The organism is Streptomyces sp. NPDC060031 (assembly GCF_042736805.1).
Lineage (GTDB): Bacteria > Actinomycetota > Actinomycetes > Streptomycetales > Streptomycetaceae > Streptomyces.
Genome location: NZ_JBHWVM010000093.1, coordinates 1 through 14,755, shown reverse-complemented (window position 1 = coordinate 14,755; position 14,755 = coordinate 1). Strand labels below are relative to the sequence as shown.

12 protein-coding genes, 3 tRNA genes and 1 pseudogene are annotated in these 14,755 nt (G+C 72.3%); 6 read left to right on the top strand and 10 right to left on the bottom strand.

What is annotated here, in order from left to right; translation table 11 throughout:
- Positions 1–15: 15 nt before the first annotated feature.
- The 5 genes from ACFWB8_RS30565 to purS all read right to left on the bottom strand — a co-directional run bounded on the left by ACFWB8_RS30565 (position 16) and on the right by purS (position 4,969).
- Positions 16–837 (bottom strand): META domain-containing protein, encoded by an 822-nt coding sequence (locus ACFWB8_RS30565; protein ID WP_385234261.1) that lies wholly within the window; start codon positions 835–837, stop codon positions 16–18.
- Positions 838–894: 57 nt separating this feature from the next.
- Positions 895–1,686, bottom strand: a complete 792-nt coding sequence (locus ACFWB8_RS30560) for a sterol carrier family protein (protein WP_385234258.1) — start codon at positions 1,684–1,686, stop codon at positions 895–897.
- A gap of 108 nt (positions 1,687–1,794) precedes the next feature.
- Positions 1,795–4,044 (bottom strand): phosphoribosylformylglycinamidine synthase subunit PurL, encoded by a 2,250-nt coding sequence (gene purL, locus ACFWB8_RS30555; RefSeq protein WP_385234255.1) that lies wholly within the window; start codon positions 4,042–4,044, stop codon positions 1,795–1,797.
- Positions 4,041–4,721, bottom strand: coding sequence for a phosphoribosylformylglycinamidine synthase subunit PurQ (purQ, locus tag ACFWB8_RS30550; protein WP_385234252.1), 681 nt, complete (start codon positions 4,719–4,721; stop codon positions 4,041–4,043). The genes purL and purQ overlap by 4 nt, the downstream gene beginning before the upstream one ends.
- Positions 4,722–4,723: 2 nt before the next feature.
- Entirely contained in the window at positions 4,724–4,969 is a 246-nt protein-coding gene (gene purS, locus ACFWB8_RS30545) for a phosphoribosylformylglycinamidine synthase subunit PurS (protein ID WP_042801325.1), read from the bottom strand.
- A gap of 350 nt (positions 4,970–5,319) precedes the next feature.
- Here purS and ACFWB8_RS30540 point away from each other — a divergent pair, with 350 nt between their 5' ends.
- The 6 genes from ACFWB8_RS30540 (at position 5,320) to ACFWB8_RS30515 (ending at position 8,068) form a co-directional block, all read left to right on the top strand.
- Complete coding sequence (locus ACFWB8_RS30540; RefSeq protein WP_385234248.1) at positions 5,320–5,637, top strand: Lsr2 family protein; 318 nt, start codon at positions 5,320–5,322, stop codon at positions 5,635–5,637.
- 88 nt (positions 5,638–5,725) lie between these two features.
- Positions 5,726–5,797: transfer RNA gene (locus ACFWB8_RS30535), tRNA-Gly, on the top strand.
- A 78-nt stretch (positions 5,798–5,875) separates the two neighbouring features.
- A tRNA-Gly gene (locus ACFWB8_RS30530) sits at positions 5,876–5,948 on the top strand.
- A gap of 181 nt (positions 5,949–6,129) precedes the next feature.
- A complete protein-coding gene (locus ACFWB8_RS30525; RefSeq protein ID WP_385234245.1) occupies positions 6,130–7,365 on the top strand; it encodes a sensor histidine kinase in 1,236 nt (411 codons plus the stop codon).
- A complete protein-coding gene (locus tag ACFWB8_RS30520; protein WP_385234242.1) occupies positions 7,362–7,973 on the top strand; it encodes a response regulator in 612 nt (203 codons plus the stop codon). Before ACFWB8_RS30525 ends, ACFWB8_RS30520 begins: the two co-directional genes overlap by 4 nt.
- Before the next feature lie 22 nt (positions 7,974–7,995).
- Positions 7,996–8,068, top strand: a tRNA-Gly gene (locus ACFWB8_RS30515).
- Positions 8,069–8,129: 61 nt separating this feature from the next.
- Here ACFWB8_RS30515 and ACFWB8_RS30510 read toward each other — a convergent pair.
- From ACFWB8_RS30510 to ACFWB8_RS30490, 5 genes and pseudogenes are all read right to left on the bottom strand, one after another.
- Positions 8,130–9,032 (bottom strand): phosphoribosylaminoimidazolesuccinocarboxamide synthase, encoded by a 903-nt coding sequence (locus ACFWB8_RS30510; RefSeq protein ID WP_385234240.1) that lies wholly within the window; start codon positions 9,030–9,032, stop codon positions 8,130–8,132.
- 74 nt (positions 9,033–9,106) lie between these two features.
- Positions 9,107–10,585, bottom strand: coding sequence for a N,N-dimethylformamidase beta subunit family domain-containing protein (locus ACFWB8_RS30505; protein WP_385234237.1), 1,479 nt, complete (start codon positions 10,583–10,585; stop codon positions 9,107–9,109).
- A 211-nt stretch (positions 10,586–10,796) separates the two neighbouring features.
- The gene (locus tag ACFWB8_RS30500; RefSeq protein WP_385234234.1) at positions 10,797–12,395 is read right to left on the bottom strand and encodes a hypothetical protein; all 1,599 of its coding nucleotides are present in this window, start codon (positions 12,393–12,395) and stop codon (positions 10,797–10,799) included.
- A gap of 287 nt (positions 12,396–12,682) precedes the next feature.
- Positions 12,683–13,936, bottom strand: a complete 1,254-nt coding sequence (purD, locus tag ACFWB8_RS30495; RefSeq protein WP_385234231.1) for a phosphoribosylamine--glycine ligase — start codon at positions 13,934–13,936, stop codon at positions 12,683–12,685.
- A gap of 60 nt (positions 13,937–13,996) precedes the next feature.
- Positions 13,997–14,755, bottom strand: a pseudogene (locus tag ACFWB8_RS30490) (DNA polymerase III subunit gamma and tau); the annotation flags it as partial.

Here is a 14,755-nt window from a genome sequence, read left to right as displayed (position 1 = left end):
CGTGCCGCCGCGGGGTCACTCCGCGGCCGAGGCCGCCTCGGCCGCGAGGCCCTTGGCGTCCGGACCGGTGAGGGTCAGGGTGTCGCCCTGGATCTTCCAGGTGAGCGGGCCGCTGCCGAAGAGCCCGGTCAGCGTCCGCTCGACCTCGCCCTGCGCGCCCTGACAGGCCACCCGGGTCGTGGCCAGCGGCCCGAAGGTGAGCCGCGCGCCGTCGACGGTGGCCCGGGCGGTGAACCGGTTGCAGCCGAGGCTGCCGCTCGCGGCCCCGTCGGCGGCGATCGTGAACCGCGCCCGGCCGGCCGCGTCGGCGGGTACGGAGGCCGCGGTGTCGCCGCTGATCAGGGAGTTCACGATCCACTGGGTGGCGGTGAGCGGGGCGTCCGGGGTACGGGGCTTCGTGGTCAGGGAGATGCTGTCGCCTCCGGCGGCGGTCAGCGTGAGGTGCTCCGGCTCCTGCCGGAACGTGAGCGGGCCCCGGAACAGCTTCGCGAAGGCCGTCTCGAACTCCATGTCCGGGCAGGCCGTGTCGGTGGTGCCGCGTGGCTTCACCGTCATCACGGGCCCGTCGAAGGAGACCTCGGCGCTGAAGCCGTTGCAGCCGTAGTTGCCGACGGCCTGGAAGGGCCGCCCGTCCCTGACGGTCAGCTGAGCCGGGGCGGGCGCGGTCAGGGTCCGCCCGTCCACGGTCAGGCTCTGGACCGCCCAGTTCTGCCCGAACGGGGCGGGGGGCGCGAACGTGCCGCTCGGGCTGTGCCCGGCGCAGGCGGTCACCGTGGTCGCGGCCGTGACCGCGGCGGCGAGTGCGAGGGCGGCGAGGCAGTGCCGGCGGGTGCGCATGCCCCTGGGACGGAGCCGGGCCGCCGCCGGTTCCGCCCGGCTCAGCTCATCAGCTCATCAGCTCATCAGCGGCAGCAGCGCGGACAGGTCGGCCCGCTCCCCGCTCGCCCTGACCCGGGCCTGCGAGAGGGCCTCGGCCCAGCCCGTACGGCCCGTGGCGAGCCGGATCCAGGTCAGCGGGTCGGTCTCCACCACGTTGGGCGGGGTGCCGCGGGTGTGCCGGGGCCCCTCGATGCACTGGACCACCGCGAAGGGGGGCATTCGTACCTCCACCGAGCCGCCCGGCGCCTTGACCGCCAGGGCGTCGGCGAGCAGCCGGGTGCAGGCGGCCAGGGCCTGCCGCTCGATCGGGATGTCCAGCCCGGCGGCCCGGTTGAGGTCGTCGGTGTGGACCACGAGCTCGACGGTGCGGGTGACCAGGAAGTCGGCCAGGGTCATGTCGCCGATCCACAGGTCCAGCACCCGGCTGCCCGGGTTCGCCTCCAGTGCCTCGGCCATCCGGCCGCCGGCCCGCTCGTACAGCTCGAGCAGCGGGGCCCCGCTCAGGGTCTCCTTGGCGGCTTCGGAGATCTTCCCGGCGAGGGAGGCGGTGGCGAAGGGCCACTCGACGGCGGTCAGTTCGGCGACCGCGGCGGGCGGCCGGGCGAGGCCGGCGGCCATCGAGTCCGCGATCCAGGCGATGTGCGCGGCGAGGTCGGCCACGCTCCAGTCCCCGAGCCCGCTGGGCCGCGCGAGCTGCCCGGCGTCCAACCCCCGTACCGCGTCGGCGACATGGCCGAACTGTGCGGTGACGGCCGTACGGATCCTGGCGGGGTCGTAGGTACGCGGCTTCTTCCTGGCGGGCGGCATGCCCCGACCCTACTTTCCCCGCGGCCCGCAACGACCGAGCCCCCGCCCGGACGGGGGCGGGGGCTCGTACGGCGAAAGCCGCGTGCGGCGATCAGGCGAAGCAGGCGATCAGGCGAGCAGCGCCGGGATCGTGGCCTCGTGGGCGGTGCGGAGCTCGGCCAAGGGGAGGGTGAACTCGCCCTGGATCTCGATCTCGTCGCCGTCCACCACACCGATGCGGGCCGCGGGCAGACCCCGCGCACCGCACATGTCGGTGAAGCGGAGTTCCTCGCTGCGCGGGACGGACACGATGGCCCGGCCGGCCGACTCGGAGAACAGGAAGGTGAAGGCGTCCAGGCCCTCGGGCACCACGACCCGCGCACCGTTGCCGCCGCGCAGGCAGGACTCGGTGAGCGCCTGGATCACGCCGCCGTCGGACAGGTCGTGCGCGGCGTCGATCATGCCGTCGCGCGAGGCCGAGATCAGGATCTCGCCGAGCAGCTTCTCGCGGCCCAGGTCCACCTTCGGCGGCAGACCGCCCAGGTGGTTGTGGACGACCTCGGACCAGGCCGAACCGCCGAACTCCTCGGCCGTGTCGCCGAGCAGGTACAGCAGCTGTCCGGCCTCCGCGAACGCCATCGGCGTACGGCGGTTGACGTCGTCGATCACACCGAGGACCGCCACGACCGGGGTCGGGTGGATCGCGGTCTCACCGGTCTGGTTGTAGAGCGAGACGTTGCCGCCGGTCACCGGGGTGCCCAGCTCCAGACAGCCGTCCGCCAGACCCCGGCAGGCCTCGGCGAACTGCCACATGACGCCCGGGTCCTCGGGGGAGCCGAAGTTCAGGCAGTCGGAGATGGCGAGCGGCTTGGCGCCGGTCGCGGCGACGTTGCGGTACGCCTCGGCCAGGGCGAGCTGCGCGCCGGCGTACGGGTCGAGCTTCGCGAAGCGGCCGTTGCCGTCGGTGGCCATGGCGACGCCGAGGTTGGACTCCTCGTCGATGCGGACCATGCCCGCGTCCTCGGGCTGCGACAGGACGGTGTTGCCCTGCACGAAGCGGTCGTACTGGTCGGTGATCCAGGACTTCGAGGCCTGGTTCGGGGACGAGACCAGGGCGAGGACCTGCGCGCGCAGCTCCTCGGAGGTCTGCGGCCGCGGCAGCCGGCCCGCGTCGTCCGCCTGGAGCGCGTCCTGCCACTCGGGGCGGGCGTACGGGCGGTTGTAGACGGGGCCCTCGTGGGCGACGGTGCCGGGGGGCACGTCCACGATCTGCTCGCCGTGCCAGAAGATCTCCAGGCGCTCGCCGTCGGTCACCTCACCGATGACGGTGGCGATGACGTCCCACTTCTCGCAGATCTCCATGAAGCGCTCGACGTACTGCGGCTCGACGATCGCGCACATGCGCTCCTGCGACTCGCTCATGAGGATTTCCTCGGGCGAGAGCGTCGCGTCGCGCAGCGGGACGGTGTCGAGCTCGACGCGCATGCCGCCGGAGCCGGCGGAGGCGAGCTCGGAGGTCGCGCAGGAGAGCCCGGCGCCGCCGAGGTCCTGGATGCCCGCGACCAGCTTCTCCTTGAAGATCTCCAGGGTGCACTCGATGAGGAGCTTCTCCTGGAAGGGGTCGCCGACCTGGACGGCGGGGCGCTTGGTGGGCTTGGAGTCGTCGAACGTCTCCGAGGCCAGCACGGACACGCCGCCGATGCCGTCGCCGCCCGTGCGGGCGCCGTAGAGGATGACCTTGTTGCCGGGGCCGGAGGCCTTGGCGAGGTGGATGTCCTCGTGCTTCATCACGCCGATGCAGCCGGCGTTGACCAGCGGGTTGCCCTGGTAGCAGGCGTCGAAGACGACCTCGCCGCCGATGTTCGGCAGACCCAGGCAGTTTCCGTAGCCGCCGATGCCCGCGACCACGCCCGGCAGGACGCGCTTGGTGTCGGGGTGGTCGGCCGCGCCGAAGCGCAGGGGGTCCACGACGGCGACCGGGCGGGCGCCCATGGCGAGGATGTCGCGGACGATGCCGCCGATGCCGGTGGCCGCGCCCTGGTAGGGCTCGATGTACGAGGGGTGGTTGTGCGACTCGACCTTGAAGGTGACCGCATAACCCTGGCCGACGTCGACGACGCCGGCGTTCTCGCCGATGCCGACGAGCATGGCGTCGTTCTGGGGGGCCTTCTCGCCGAACTGCTTCAGGTGGACCTTGCTGCTCTTGTACGAGCAGTGCTCGGACCACATGACCGAGTACATGGCGAGCTCGGCGCCGGTCGGGCGGCGGCCGAGGATCTCCCGGATGCGCGCGTACTCGTCCTCCTTGAGGCCGAGCTCCTTCCAGGGCTGCGCCGAGTCCGAGGTTTCGGAGGCGTTCTTTACGGTGTCGAGGCTCATGCGCTGACCAGCTTCTTCAGGACCGAGGTGAAGAACGGCAGACCGTCGGTGCGGCCCGTCCCGATCAGCGGCTCGACCGCGTGCTCGGGGTGCGGCATGAGGCCGACGATGTTGCCCGCGGCGTTGGTGATGCCGGCGATGTCGCGCAGCGAACCGTTCGGGTTGCCGTCGAGGTAGCGGAAGGCCACTCGGCCTTCGGCCTCCAGTTCGTCGAGCGTGCGCTCGTCGGCGACGTAGCGGCCGTCCATGTTCTTGAGCGGTACGGAGATCTCCTGGGCGGCGGTGTAGTCGCCGGTCCACGCGGTCTCCGCGTTCTCCACCCGCAGCTTCTGGTCGCGGCAGATGAAGTGCAGGTGGTTGTTGCGGAGCATCGCCCCCGGCAGCAGGTGGGCCTCGGTGAGGACCTGGAAGCCGTTGCAGATGCCGAGGACGGGCATGCCGCCCTTGGCCTGCTCGATGATGGTTTCCATCACCGGCGAGAAGCGGGAGATGGCTCCGGCGCGCAGATAGTCCCCGTAGGAGAACCCGCCCGCGAGGACGACCGCGTCGACCTGGTGCAGGTCCTTGTCGCGGTGCCAGAGCGAGACGGGCTCGGCCCCCGCGAGGCGGATGGCGCGCAGCGAGTCACGGTCGTCGAGCGTTCCGGGGAACGTGACGACTCCGATGCGTGTGGTCACCGTCAGGCCTCGACCTTCACGGTGAAGTCTTCGATGACGGTGTTGGCGAGGAACGTTTCGGCCATCTTGTGGATGCGGTCGAGGGCGGCCTGGTCGACCGGTCCCTCCACCTCCAGTTCGAAGCGCTTCCCCTGGCGGACGTCGGCGATCCCATCGAAGCCCAGACGCGGCAGTGCACGCTGCACCGCCTGGCCCTGGGGGTCGAGGATCTCCGGCTTGAGCATGACGTCGACTACGACGCGTGCCACTGGCACTCCCGTGTGGTGGTTGGTGCGAAGGCGGTTCCCTCAGCGTACCCGGCCAAAATTTCTACGCGGGTAGATATCTCGCGGCCGTCATCTCTCCGCGGTTTCGGCTTCACCAACGCTTCGCAAAATCCACCGGAAAACCACGCACCCGACATTGCGGCGGGACACGCGGAGAGAATTAACTGGGCTTCGCAATACAATGCGAATCGGGGTACAAAGGAATCCTCCGGGACAGTGGCATTTGTCGCTTCGTGGCGGGGGCGGAAAGTTGCATTGCTCCGAAACATCCACACAGGCGACATCACCGCACGTCAGCGCGGATCGGTGTCGCATCGAAGGGACCGATATACGTGGCGCAGCGCGTGGTAGTCACGATCTCCGACGACATCGATGGCGGAGAAGCGGCGGAAACGGTCGTCTTCGGGCTGGACGGTAAGTCGTACGAGATCGACCTCAATGTGGCCAACGCAAAGAAACTGCGGAAGAGCCTCGCCCCCTTCCTGGCGGCCGGCCGGCGCCAGTCCCGTTCCGGGAAGACCTTCAAGCACACGGCCATCGCCCCGGACCCGGCGGTCGTCCGGGCCTGGGCCCGCTCCAACCAGCTGGACGTGCCGCCGCGCGGCCGCATCCCCAAGAAGGTCTACGAGGCTTACAACACCGCCCACTGAGGGCCGATTTGCCATCCACCCCCATGGTTCCGCTAGTGTGTGGATCACGCCAAGGGGCCAGACCGCAGGTCGAAACCCCGAAGGTCGTGCGGGTGTAGTTCAGTAGTAGAACATCCTCCTTCCAGGGGGAAGGCGCAGTGTGCGATCCCTGTCACCCGCTCTGCTCGCTTTACCGACCACTGTCGTGGATCAGGTAGAGTGATGCACGCATCGCCCGGCAGTTTGTCGTTGCGAGTATGCGGACGTAGCTCAGTTGGTAGAGCACCACCTTGCCAAGGTGGATGTCGCGCGTTCGAGTCGCGTCGTCCGCTCAGAGTGCAAAGGCCCTGATCATTGATCAGGGCCTTTGTCGTATGTTCTCGACACCAATGCCCCCGGCGCCCCCGATGAGCGCGATGACAAATGTCATCGGGGGTCATGACAACCCGCCCTCCCTATCCGGCAGGATCACGGCGAGGCTTGGTGCATGAGGACGACGGGGGGACCGGGGCTGTGTCGAAGCTGACCGGATGGTGGAAGAACCGCAGCAGCGCGCAGAAGGTCGAGCTGTACACCCGCTGGTCCTTCCACTTCTTCGTGATGCTGGAGGGCTTCGCGGTCCTGATGGGGCTCGTGCCCGAGGGCCGGGGCGCCCTCTTGTGGCTGCTTCCCGTCGGTGCGCAGGTCGCGCTGTGCGGAGTGCTGTCCTCCAGGTCGCTGGACTGGGTGCTCGGACGGCGCGAGCGCCCCGGTCGGCTGGCCGTGGCCCTCGTCGCGCTGACCGCCGTACTGACGGGCGCCGCGCTGACCCTGCGGTCCTCCGGCACCATCACCCACGAGGGCGTGACCCCCACCCTCGTCGCCAACATGGTGGGCTTCGCCACCGGTTCGCTGACGCTGGCCCTGCGCAGGGTCCGCCACATGACGTACGTCGCACCGGGCGCGGCCGTGGCGACGGCGGCCGCGGCGGCCGCGGCCGGCCTGCCCGGCGGGGAAGCCGTCGGCTACGGCGTCGGCATCCTCCTCACCAGCCTGCTGCTGACCCTGGCCTGCGGTTTCTCCTCCTGGCTGCTGAAGACGGTCTACGAGCTGGACCAGGCCCAGGAGCTCCAGGCCCAGCTGGCGGTGGCCGAGGAGCGGCTGCGCTTCGGGCGGGACCTGCACGACGTGATGGGCCGCAACCTCGCGGTGATCGCGCTCAAGAGCGAGCTGGCCGTCCAACTGGCCCGGCGCGAGCGCCCCGAGGCCGTCGACCAGATGGTCGAGGTGCAGCGGATCGCCCGGGAGTCGCAGAAGGAGGTCCGCGACGTGGTCCGCGGATACCGGGAGGCGGACCTGTCGGCGGAGCTGGAAGGCGCGCGCGGGGTGCTGAGCGCGGCCGGCATGGAATGCCGGGTCGAAATGGGGGCGGGGCGCGAGCTGCCCTCCGAGGTGCAGTCGGCGCTCGGCTGGGTGGTGCGCGAGGCGACGACGAACGTGCTGCGGCACGGGGACGCGCGCTCCTGCGTGATCCGGCTCACGCAGGAGCGGGAGACGGAAGGGGCCTCGGCCTCCTTGACGCTGCTCGTGGAGAACGACGGCGCCCCCGAGGCGCCGGCCGGCCCGCCCGGCTCGGGACTCACCGGGCTGCGGGAGCGGCTCGCGAGGGTGGACGGCACCCTGGAGGCCGGCCTGGTGGGCGGCGGCCGGTACCGGCTGACGGCCGTGGTCCCGGGCCGGCAACTGCAACGACTGGAGGCACGGGCATGAGCCCCGTACGCGTACTGCTGGCCGACGACGAGCACCTGATCCGGGGCGCGCTCGCCGCGCTGCTGGCCCTGGAGGACGATCTGCTGGTCGTCGCCGAGGCGGCCACCGGGCCGGAGGCCCTGGCGATGGCGCGGGCGCACCGGCCCGACGTGGCGGTGCTGGACCTGCAGATGCCGGGGGCGGACGGTGTGAGCGTCGCCATATCGCTGCGGGCCGAACTCCCCGGCTGCAAGGTCATGATCGTGACGAGCCACGGCCGCCCCGGGCACCTGAAGCGGGCCCTCGCGGCGGGGGCGCGGGCCTTCGCGCCGAAGACGGTTTCGGCGCAGAGGCTGGCCGAGCTGATCCGTACCGTGCACGCCGGAGGCCGTTACGTGGACCCGGAGTTGGCGGCCGACGCGATCAGCGCGGGGGACTCTCCGCTGACCGCCCGCGAGGCGGAAGTACTGGAACTCGCGGGGGACGGGGCGCCGATCGCGGAGATCGCGGAGCGGGCCTCGCTGTCCCAGGGGACGGTACGCAACTACCTGTCCTCGGCGGCGACGAAGCTGGGCGCCGAGAACCGTCACACGGCAGTGCGTCTCGCACGGGAGCGAGGTTGGGTATAGTAGGTCTCGCGTTACGGCGCATGCGGACATAGCTCAGTTGGTAGAGCACCACCTTGCCAAGGTGGATGTCGCGCGTTCGAGTCGCGTTGTCCGCTCTGTAACGAAGAAGCCCCCCGGTCCTCGGACCGGGGGGCTTCTCTCGTTCCGGCCGCAGCGCTAGGCCCAGGTCAGGCCGGTGAGCCGCTCGTACGCCTCGACGTACTTGGCGCGGGTCTGCGCGACGACCTCCTGCGGGAGGGCCGGCGGCGGGAGTTCGCCCTTGGGGTCCCAGCCGGAGGCCGGGGAGGCCAGCCAGTCGCGGACGTACTGCTTGTCGAAGGACGGCTGGGTGCGGCCCGGCTCCCACTGGTCTGCCGGCCAGAAGCGGGAGGAGTCCGGGGTCAGCACCTCGTCCGCGGCGACGAGGGTGCCGTCGGGCGCGAAGCCGAACTCGAACTTGGTGTCCGCCAGGATGATCCCGCGGTCGCGGGCGATGTCGCGGGCACGTCCGTAGACGGCCAGGGTGGCCTGGCGCAGCAGCGCGGCCGTCTCGACGCCGGCGGTGCGCGCGACCTCCTCGTACGAGACGTTCTCGTCGTGCTCGCCGACCGCGGCCTTGGCGGCCGGGGTGAAGATCGGGGCGGGCAGCTCGGAGCCGTCCACGAGGCCCTCGGGGAGGGCGAGTCCGCAGACCGTACGGGTCTGGTTGTACTCGGCGAGTCCGGAGCCCGTGAGGTAGCCGCGGGCCACGCACTCGACCGGCACCATGTCCAGGTTCTGGCAGACCAGGGTGCGGCCGGCCCAGTCGGCGGGGGCGCCGGCGGGCAGCTCGGTGCTGATCACGTGGTTCGGGACGAGGTCCGCGAGCTGGTCGAACCACCAGAGGGACAGCTGGGTCAGGACGCGGCCCTTGTCCGGGATCTCGGTGGGCAGCACCCAGTCGAAGGCGGACATCCGGTCGCTGGCGACCATGACGAGGCGGCCGTCCTCGTCGCGGTAGAGGTCGCGCACCTTTCCGGTGTGGAGGTGGACGAGGCCCGGCACCTGCACCGGCTCGGGCTTTTCGACGAATCCGGACACGGGGTCTCCCTGTGGTTCTGTACGAGCGCAGGTCCATTCTCCCGTACAGGGGTGATCGGAGCGCCCAGGGGGTGTCAGTCGCGCTTGCAGATCCGGTCGAGGAGGTTGGCGGTGGCCCGCCGGACCCGCTCGTCCACATGGCCGGGCCGGTCCAGGGCCGGGGACCAGGCGAAGGTGCCGGAAGCGAAGACGAGCGCGCCGCTGGGAGCCCGGTACAAGGAGGTCTCCTGGTGGCGGCGGTGGCCCTCGGTGTCCTCGTAGGGGGAGTGCGCGAGCAGGATCCGGTCCTGGTGCTCGGGGAGCTGGGTGCGCGGGAAGTACCGGTCGGCCTCGCCCGCGACCAGGCCGGGGAGCTCGTCGTTCTCGGCGGCTCCGGTGGAGTCCCAGAGCCAGTGCGTGGCATTGCGCACGATCATCGGCGCGGGCTCGGGGACCCGGCCCGCGTACTGGATGCCGAGCAGTTGCTGCTCCGGGCGGTCGACTTCGCGCCAGAGGCCGGGGCGGCCGGGGCCGCGGCGTTTTCGGCAGGTGAGGAGCCGGTCCTCGACCCCGGAGGGCGAGGGGCCCAGCTCGACCTGCCAGTACATGGTGTTGGCGGAGAGGAAGACGAGGGAGGTGCCGTGGTCGCGGGCGCGCTCGACGGTGCGGCGCATCGGCGCGGACCAGTACTCGTCGTGGCCGGGGAAGACCAGGCCGCGGTAGCGGGAGGGGTCGACGCGGCCGGCGTGCAGGTCGCGGGTGTCGGCGTAGGCGAGGTCGTAGCCGTAGCGCTCGGCCCAGCGGATGAAGTCGTAGGCGTGGCCCACGTGCAGGGGCAGGCCCGCGCCGGCGTAGGGGCGGTCGAAGGAGACGGTGATGGCCGCGTCCTGCTCGCCGAGCAGCCGGCCGTCCTCGTCCCAGGCGTGGTAGAGGCTCGCCCCGGTCCGGCCGTCCTCGGGGTAGAGGTTGTACGCCTGCCAGGTGATGTCGGGCAGCAGCAGGAGCAGATCGGCCGGGTGGTCGTCCCGGACGGTGAAGGGGATGTGGGAGCGGTAGCCGTCGGCTGTGGTGAGGACGGCGACGTACGCGCCGAGGTTCCAGTAGGAGGGGACCTGGAGCCGCCAGGAGAGCCACCAGTGGTGGCAGGAGACGGTGCGGTCGGCGGTGAGGGGGGCCGGCTGGACGATGCCGGACAGGCGCGGGCTCGTGGTGATCTTGGAGGCGCCGTCGCCGCCGTAGTGGCCGATGCGGTAGACGTCGACGGAGAACTGCTGGGGCGGGTCGACGGTGATGTGGAAGTCGATGGCCTCACCGGGCGCGACGGCTCCGGTGGAGGCGAACCCCTTGATCTGCCGGTGCACGTCGTCGGCGGTGCGCGGGCCGCCGTGGCCGCGGGCGCGCGGGATCTGGCCGGCGGCCACGGCGGGGTCCACGTACCAGGGCACGACCTGCCCGGTGTCGTCGAAGTACAGCTCGCTGCCCCGCAGCCACGGCAGGGGGCCCTGCCCGAAGGGATCGGTCACCGCGTGCGCGAGCGCACCTGACTCCCAACGCCGGATCTGCTCCGCACCCATACCGTCCCCTCCCTCGCTCCCCCGAACGTCGCGACCGGTCCCAGCACATCACATAACGCACGCAGTCCGTCACCGTTCGTTGCGAATTGACGTGACCGGAACATTGAAATCCGATTGCGTGTACGAGGGCGCAGCTGCCCGGGGCGCAGCCGGGGACCGGCCGCACCCCGTCACCGTCACCGTCACCGTCGCCGTCGCCCTCACGGCACCGTCACACCAGGCGGACCGGCTTCTCCGGTCGGACGCCGACCTCGGCGAGCCAGTCCCGCAGGGGCTCCGGGTCGCCGTCCTCCACCAGCGACAGCACCCGCGGCGCCAGATCCGCCCGCCGCTCGCCGCCGACCAGCAGCACCGGGCCGTCGAGCCAGTCCAGTCCCGGGGCGGCCCCGGCGGAGTCGACGGCCGCACAGCACACCATCGCCGTCACGTGGTCGGCCAGCAGGTCCCGCCCGCTGCGCGGCGGCTGGAGCGGGAACAACGGCACCGTGTCGGCGCCGCGCGCCTTCGCCTCGGCGGCTCGGGTGGAGTCGGCCCGCTCCTCGCGCGCGACGTCGCCGCTGAGCCGGCCGGCCAGCGCTTCCCCGGCCGCGCCCGCGCCGCCGGCGTGGGACAGGTAGCCCAGCACCCGCTCCACCGTGGAGGCGGCGGGCGCGGAGAGCGCGTCCAGTGCGGCCAGCAGTCGCGCCGCCTCCGAACGCCACTTGCGGTCCACGACCTCTTCCGGATACGCCGCCCAGTCCACCGGCGACCAGTCCGGCCCGGCGTCGGCCGGCCCGCCGTGGAAGAGGCGCGCGGCCAGCAGCGAAGCCGCCTCGTCGACCGTCCCCGGCCGCTCCAGCAGATCGCACGCCGGGCGCTCGCCCAGCCGCGAGGTGAACCCCTCGGCCAGCCGGTCCCGCCGGGACAGCTCGGTCAGCGCGGAGACCACGCCCGCGTCGAGGTGCGCAGGCCACCGGCCCATCCGCCAGGCGGGCAGCGCGACCCGGGTCAGCAGCCGGTCCCAGCCCGCGTAGGCGAGGCCGACCTGCTCCTGGGCGACGATGCGCAGCCCGTAGTCCACACCCTGTGCGCGCTCGGAGGCTGCCGCGGCGACCCCGCGCTCCATCTCCGCGGCGTCCACCCGGCACAGCCGCAGCAGCAGCCGGGCGGGGGCGGCGATCCAGCCCAGGCCGCGCCGGTTGCCCACGTCCACCGCGGCATCGAGGCCCCGTACAAAACCGCGCGCGTCGGCTATGTCCGGGTGCGCGGAAGGGCCCGTACCGGCAACGACGGGCGCGAGCACGGCCCGTAGCTCCGCGACCCGCATCCACCACAGGAACGGTGAGCCGATCACGAGCACCGGGGCCGCGCCCGGGGCGGACTCCGGGCCGGTGGATATGCCGCCCCGGCGGTGTGCCGCGTGGGTGCGGTCCTCCAGCCAGCTGTCGCAGTCCGGGGTGAGCGCTATGGCGGACGGGGCCGGCACGTCCATCCGGTCCGCCAGGTCCCGCACGAGCCGGTAGAGATCGGGAGCGGCGGCCTCGGACACCGCAACCGTCGGCGTCACGGCGGGGCTCGCCCGCAGCACCACGGCGGCGAAGGACCCGCCGACCAGCAGCACGAGCGCGGCGACCGCGCACACGACGAGGGTCACCACCGGCCAGGGGTCACCGGCCAGCCGGCCCGTCATCCGGGCGGTCACCAGCACCACGGCGAGGGCGGCGGGCAGCAGCCCGGCGGCCAGTGCCCTGCTGCGCACGCGCAGCACGGCAAGGGCTCGGGAACGCGCGGACGGCGCGCCCGCTTCCTGGATCGAACCGGTTCCGGACACGGCCGGACCTCACCCCCTCTGCCCTGCGACGGCTTTGCTCACTCCCCCACTGTGACACCCGCCACTGACATCGCAATGCCGGTGGGCCAAGTGCCGGAATGCTTCCGCCGCACCCTAGTTGGGGCGGGGACTGTCGTCAGGCGGACGGGGTGACGATCACCCGATGGAATGGCTTTGGGTAAAGGTGGGTGCGTTCGAACGCGGCCGGATGCAGTCGCACGCGAACGCGCGCGCGGGCCCGGCCGCACGATGTGCGTACCGGGCCCGCGCAGGTGCGCAGCCGCTGCTCAGCGACCTTCGGCCGCCTTGGCGGCGATGTCCGTACGGTGCTGCGAGCCGTCGAGCCTGATCCGCCCGACCGCCTTATACGCCTTCTCGCGCGCCTGTGCCAGGTCGGAACCGGTCGCCGTCACGGACAGCACACGACCGCCCGCGCTGACGACCGCGTCGCCCTCGCGCCGGGTGCCGGCGTGCAGCACGTACGCGTCGGGCGCGTCCTGCTCGGCCACCTCGGCCAGGCCCTCGATCGGGTCCCCGGTCCGCGGGGTCTCCGGGTAGTTGTGCGAGGCGATGACCACCGTGACGGCGGCCTCCTCGCTCCAGCTCAGCGGGGGTTCGGCGTGCAGGGTGCCGTTGGCGGCGCCCAGCAGCACGCCCGCGAGCGGGGTGCGCAGCCGTGCCAGGACCACCTGGGTCTCGGGGTCGCCGAAGCGGGCGTTGAACTCGATGACCCGGGTGCCGCGGCCGGTGATGGCGAGGCCCGCGTAGAGCAGCCCGGAGAAGGGCGTGCCGCGGTGGCGCAGTTCGTCCACGGTCGGCTGGAGGACCAGCTCCATGACCTCGTCGACCAGCTTCGGGTCGGCCCACGGGAGCGGGGAGTACGCGCCCATGCCGCCGGTGTTGGGGCCCTCGTCGCCGTCGAGCGCGCGCTTGAAGTCCTGCGCGGGCTGGAGCGGCAGCACGGTGACGCCGTCGGTGATGGCGAAGAGCGAGACCTCGGGGCCGTCGAGGAACTCCTCGATGACCACCCGGTCGCAGCCGAGCGCGTGCGCGCGGGCGGCGGCCCGGTCCTCGGTGACCACGACGCCCTTGCCGGCGGCGAGGCCGTCGTCCTTGACGACGTACGGGGCGCCGAAGGCGTCGAGGGCCGCGTCCACCTCTTCCGGGGTGGTGCACACGTAGCTGCGCGCGGTCGGGACGCCGGCGGCGGCCATCACGTCCTTGGCGAAGGCCTTGGAGCCCTCCAGCTGGGCCGCCTCGGCGGACGGGCCGAAGGCGGGGATGCCGACGGCGCGGACGGCGTCGGCGACCCCGGCGACGAGCGGGGCCTCCGGGCCGACGACGACCAGGTCGGCGCCGAGTTCGGTGGCGAGGGCGGCCACGGCGTCACCGTCGAGGGCGTCGACCGGGCGCAGCTCGGCCACCTCTGCGATGCCGGCGTTGCCGGGGGCGCAGTACAGCGCGTTGACGTCGGGGTCGAGGGACAGAGAGCGGCACAGGGCATGTTCGCGGGCGCCGCCGCCGATGACGAGGACCTTCACGCTGCTCAGCCTAGCCCGCGCGGCCGGTGTGCTTTCGTGCGGCCACCCAACAGGGCGGGGCTACTCGTTCGTGTATTCCTCTACAACCGTGGCTCCGAGCTCGCGCACGATGAGGTCGTGTCCGGTCAGCGCGCTCTCGACCAGATCGGGATCGTCCTCTTCCGGTACGTCGTCCTCGGGCGCGACCGGCGGGGGCGCCTGCTGTACGGGCGGCTGCGGCGCGGAGGGCGACTGCGGGGGCTGCTGCTGCGGCTGCGACGGCTGGTACTGCGGGGCGGGGGCCTGCTGCGCCGGGGGCGGGCTGTAGGCGGGGGCGGGCGGTGCGGCGTAGGAGGACGTCTGGAGCGGGGCCGGCGATCCCCCGCCCACCACGGCCTCGATCTTCCAGTTGACCTGGAACTGCTCGGCCAGGACCGCCTTGAGCACGTCCTCGCTGCCGCTGCTCGCGAAGTTGTCGCGGGCTCCGGCGTTGGGGAAACCGAGCTGGAGGGTGGTGCCGTCGAAGCCGGCGACCTGGGCGTTCTGACTGAGCAGGATCCAGGTGAAGCGGCGGCGGTTCTTGACGGCCTCCAGGACGGAGGGCCACATCGCCTGGACCTGCCCGGCGCCGGCGGCCATCCCGGGGGACGGCGCGGCGGCGGGAGCGGACGCCGGAGCCGGGGCCGCAGCGGCGGGGGCCGGAGCCGGGGCCGGGGCTCCCGCGGCGGGGGGGGGGGGCCCGGCCGGCCCGGCCCGGCCGGGGGCCCGGGGGGGGGGGGGCGCCCCCCCCCCCGGGGGGGCCCGGCCGGCGGAATGAAAAAAAAAAAAGAGGACCCCGAA

Excerpts from the sequence above, each read along its gene's own strand:
- ACFWB8_RS30505 (WP_385234237.1), bottom strand. The coding sequence starts at position 10,585 with ATGGGTGCGGAGCAGATCCGGCGTTGGGAGTCAGGTGCGCTCGCGCAC.
- ACFWB8_RS30565 (WP_385234261.1), bottom strand. The coding sequence starts at position 837 with ATGCGCACCCGCCGGCACTGCCTCGCCGCCCTCGCACTCGCCGCCGCG.
- ACFWB8_RS30560 (WP_385234258.1), bottom strand. The coding sequence starts at position 1,686 with ATGCCGCCCGCCAGGAAGAAGCCGCGTACCTACGACCCCGCCAGGATC.
- ACFWB8_RS30520 (WP_385234242.1), top strand. The coding sequence starts at position 7,362 with ATGAGCCCCGTACGCGTACTGCTGGCCGACGACGAGCACCTGATCCGG.
- purL (WP_385234255.1), bottom strand. The coding sequence starts at position 4,044 with ATGAGCCTCGACACCGTAAAGAACGCCTCCGAAACCTCGGACTCGGCG.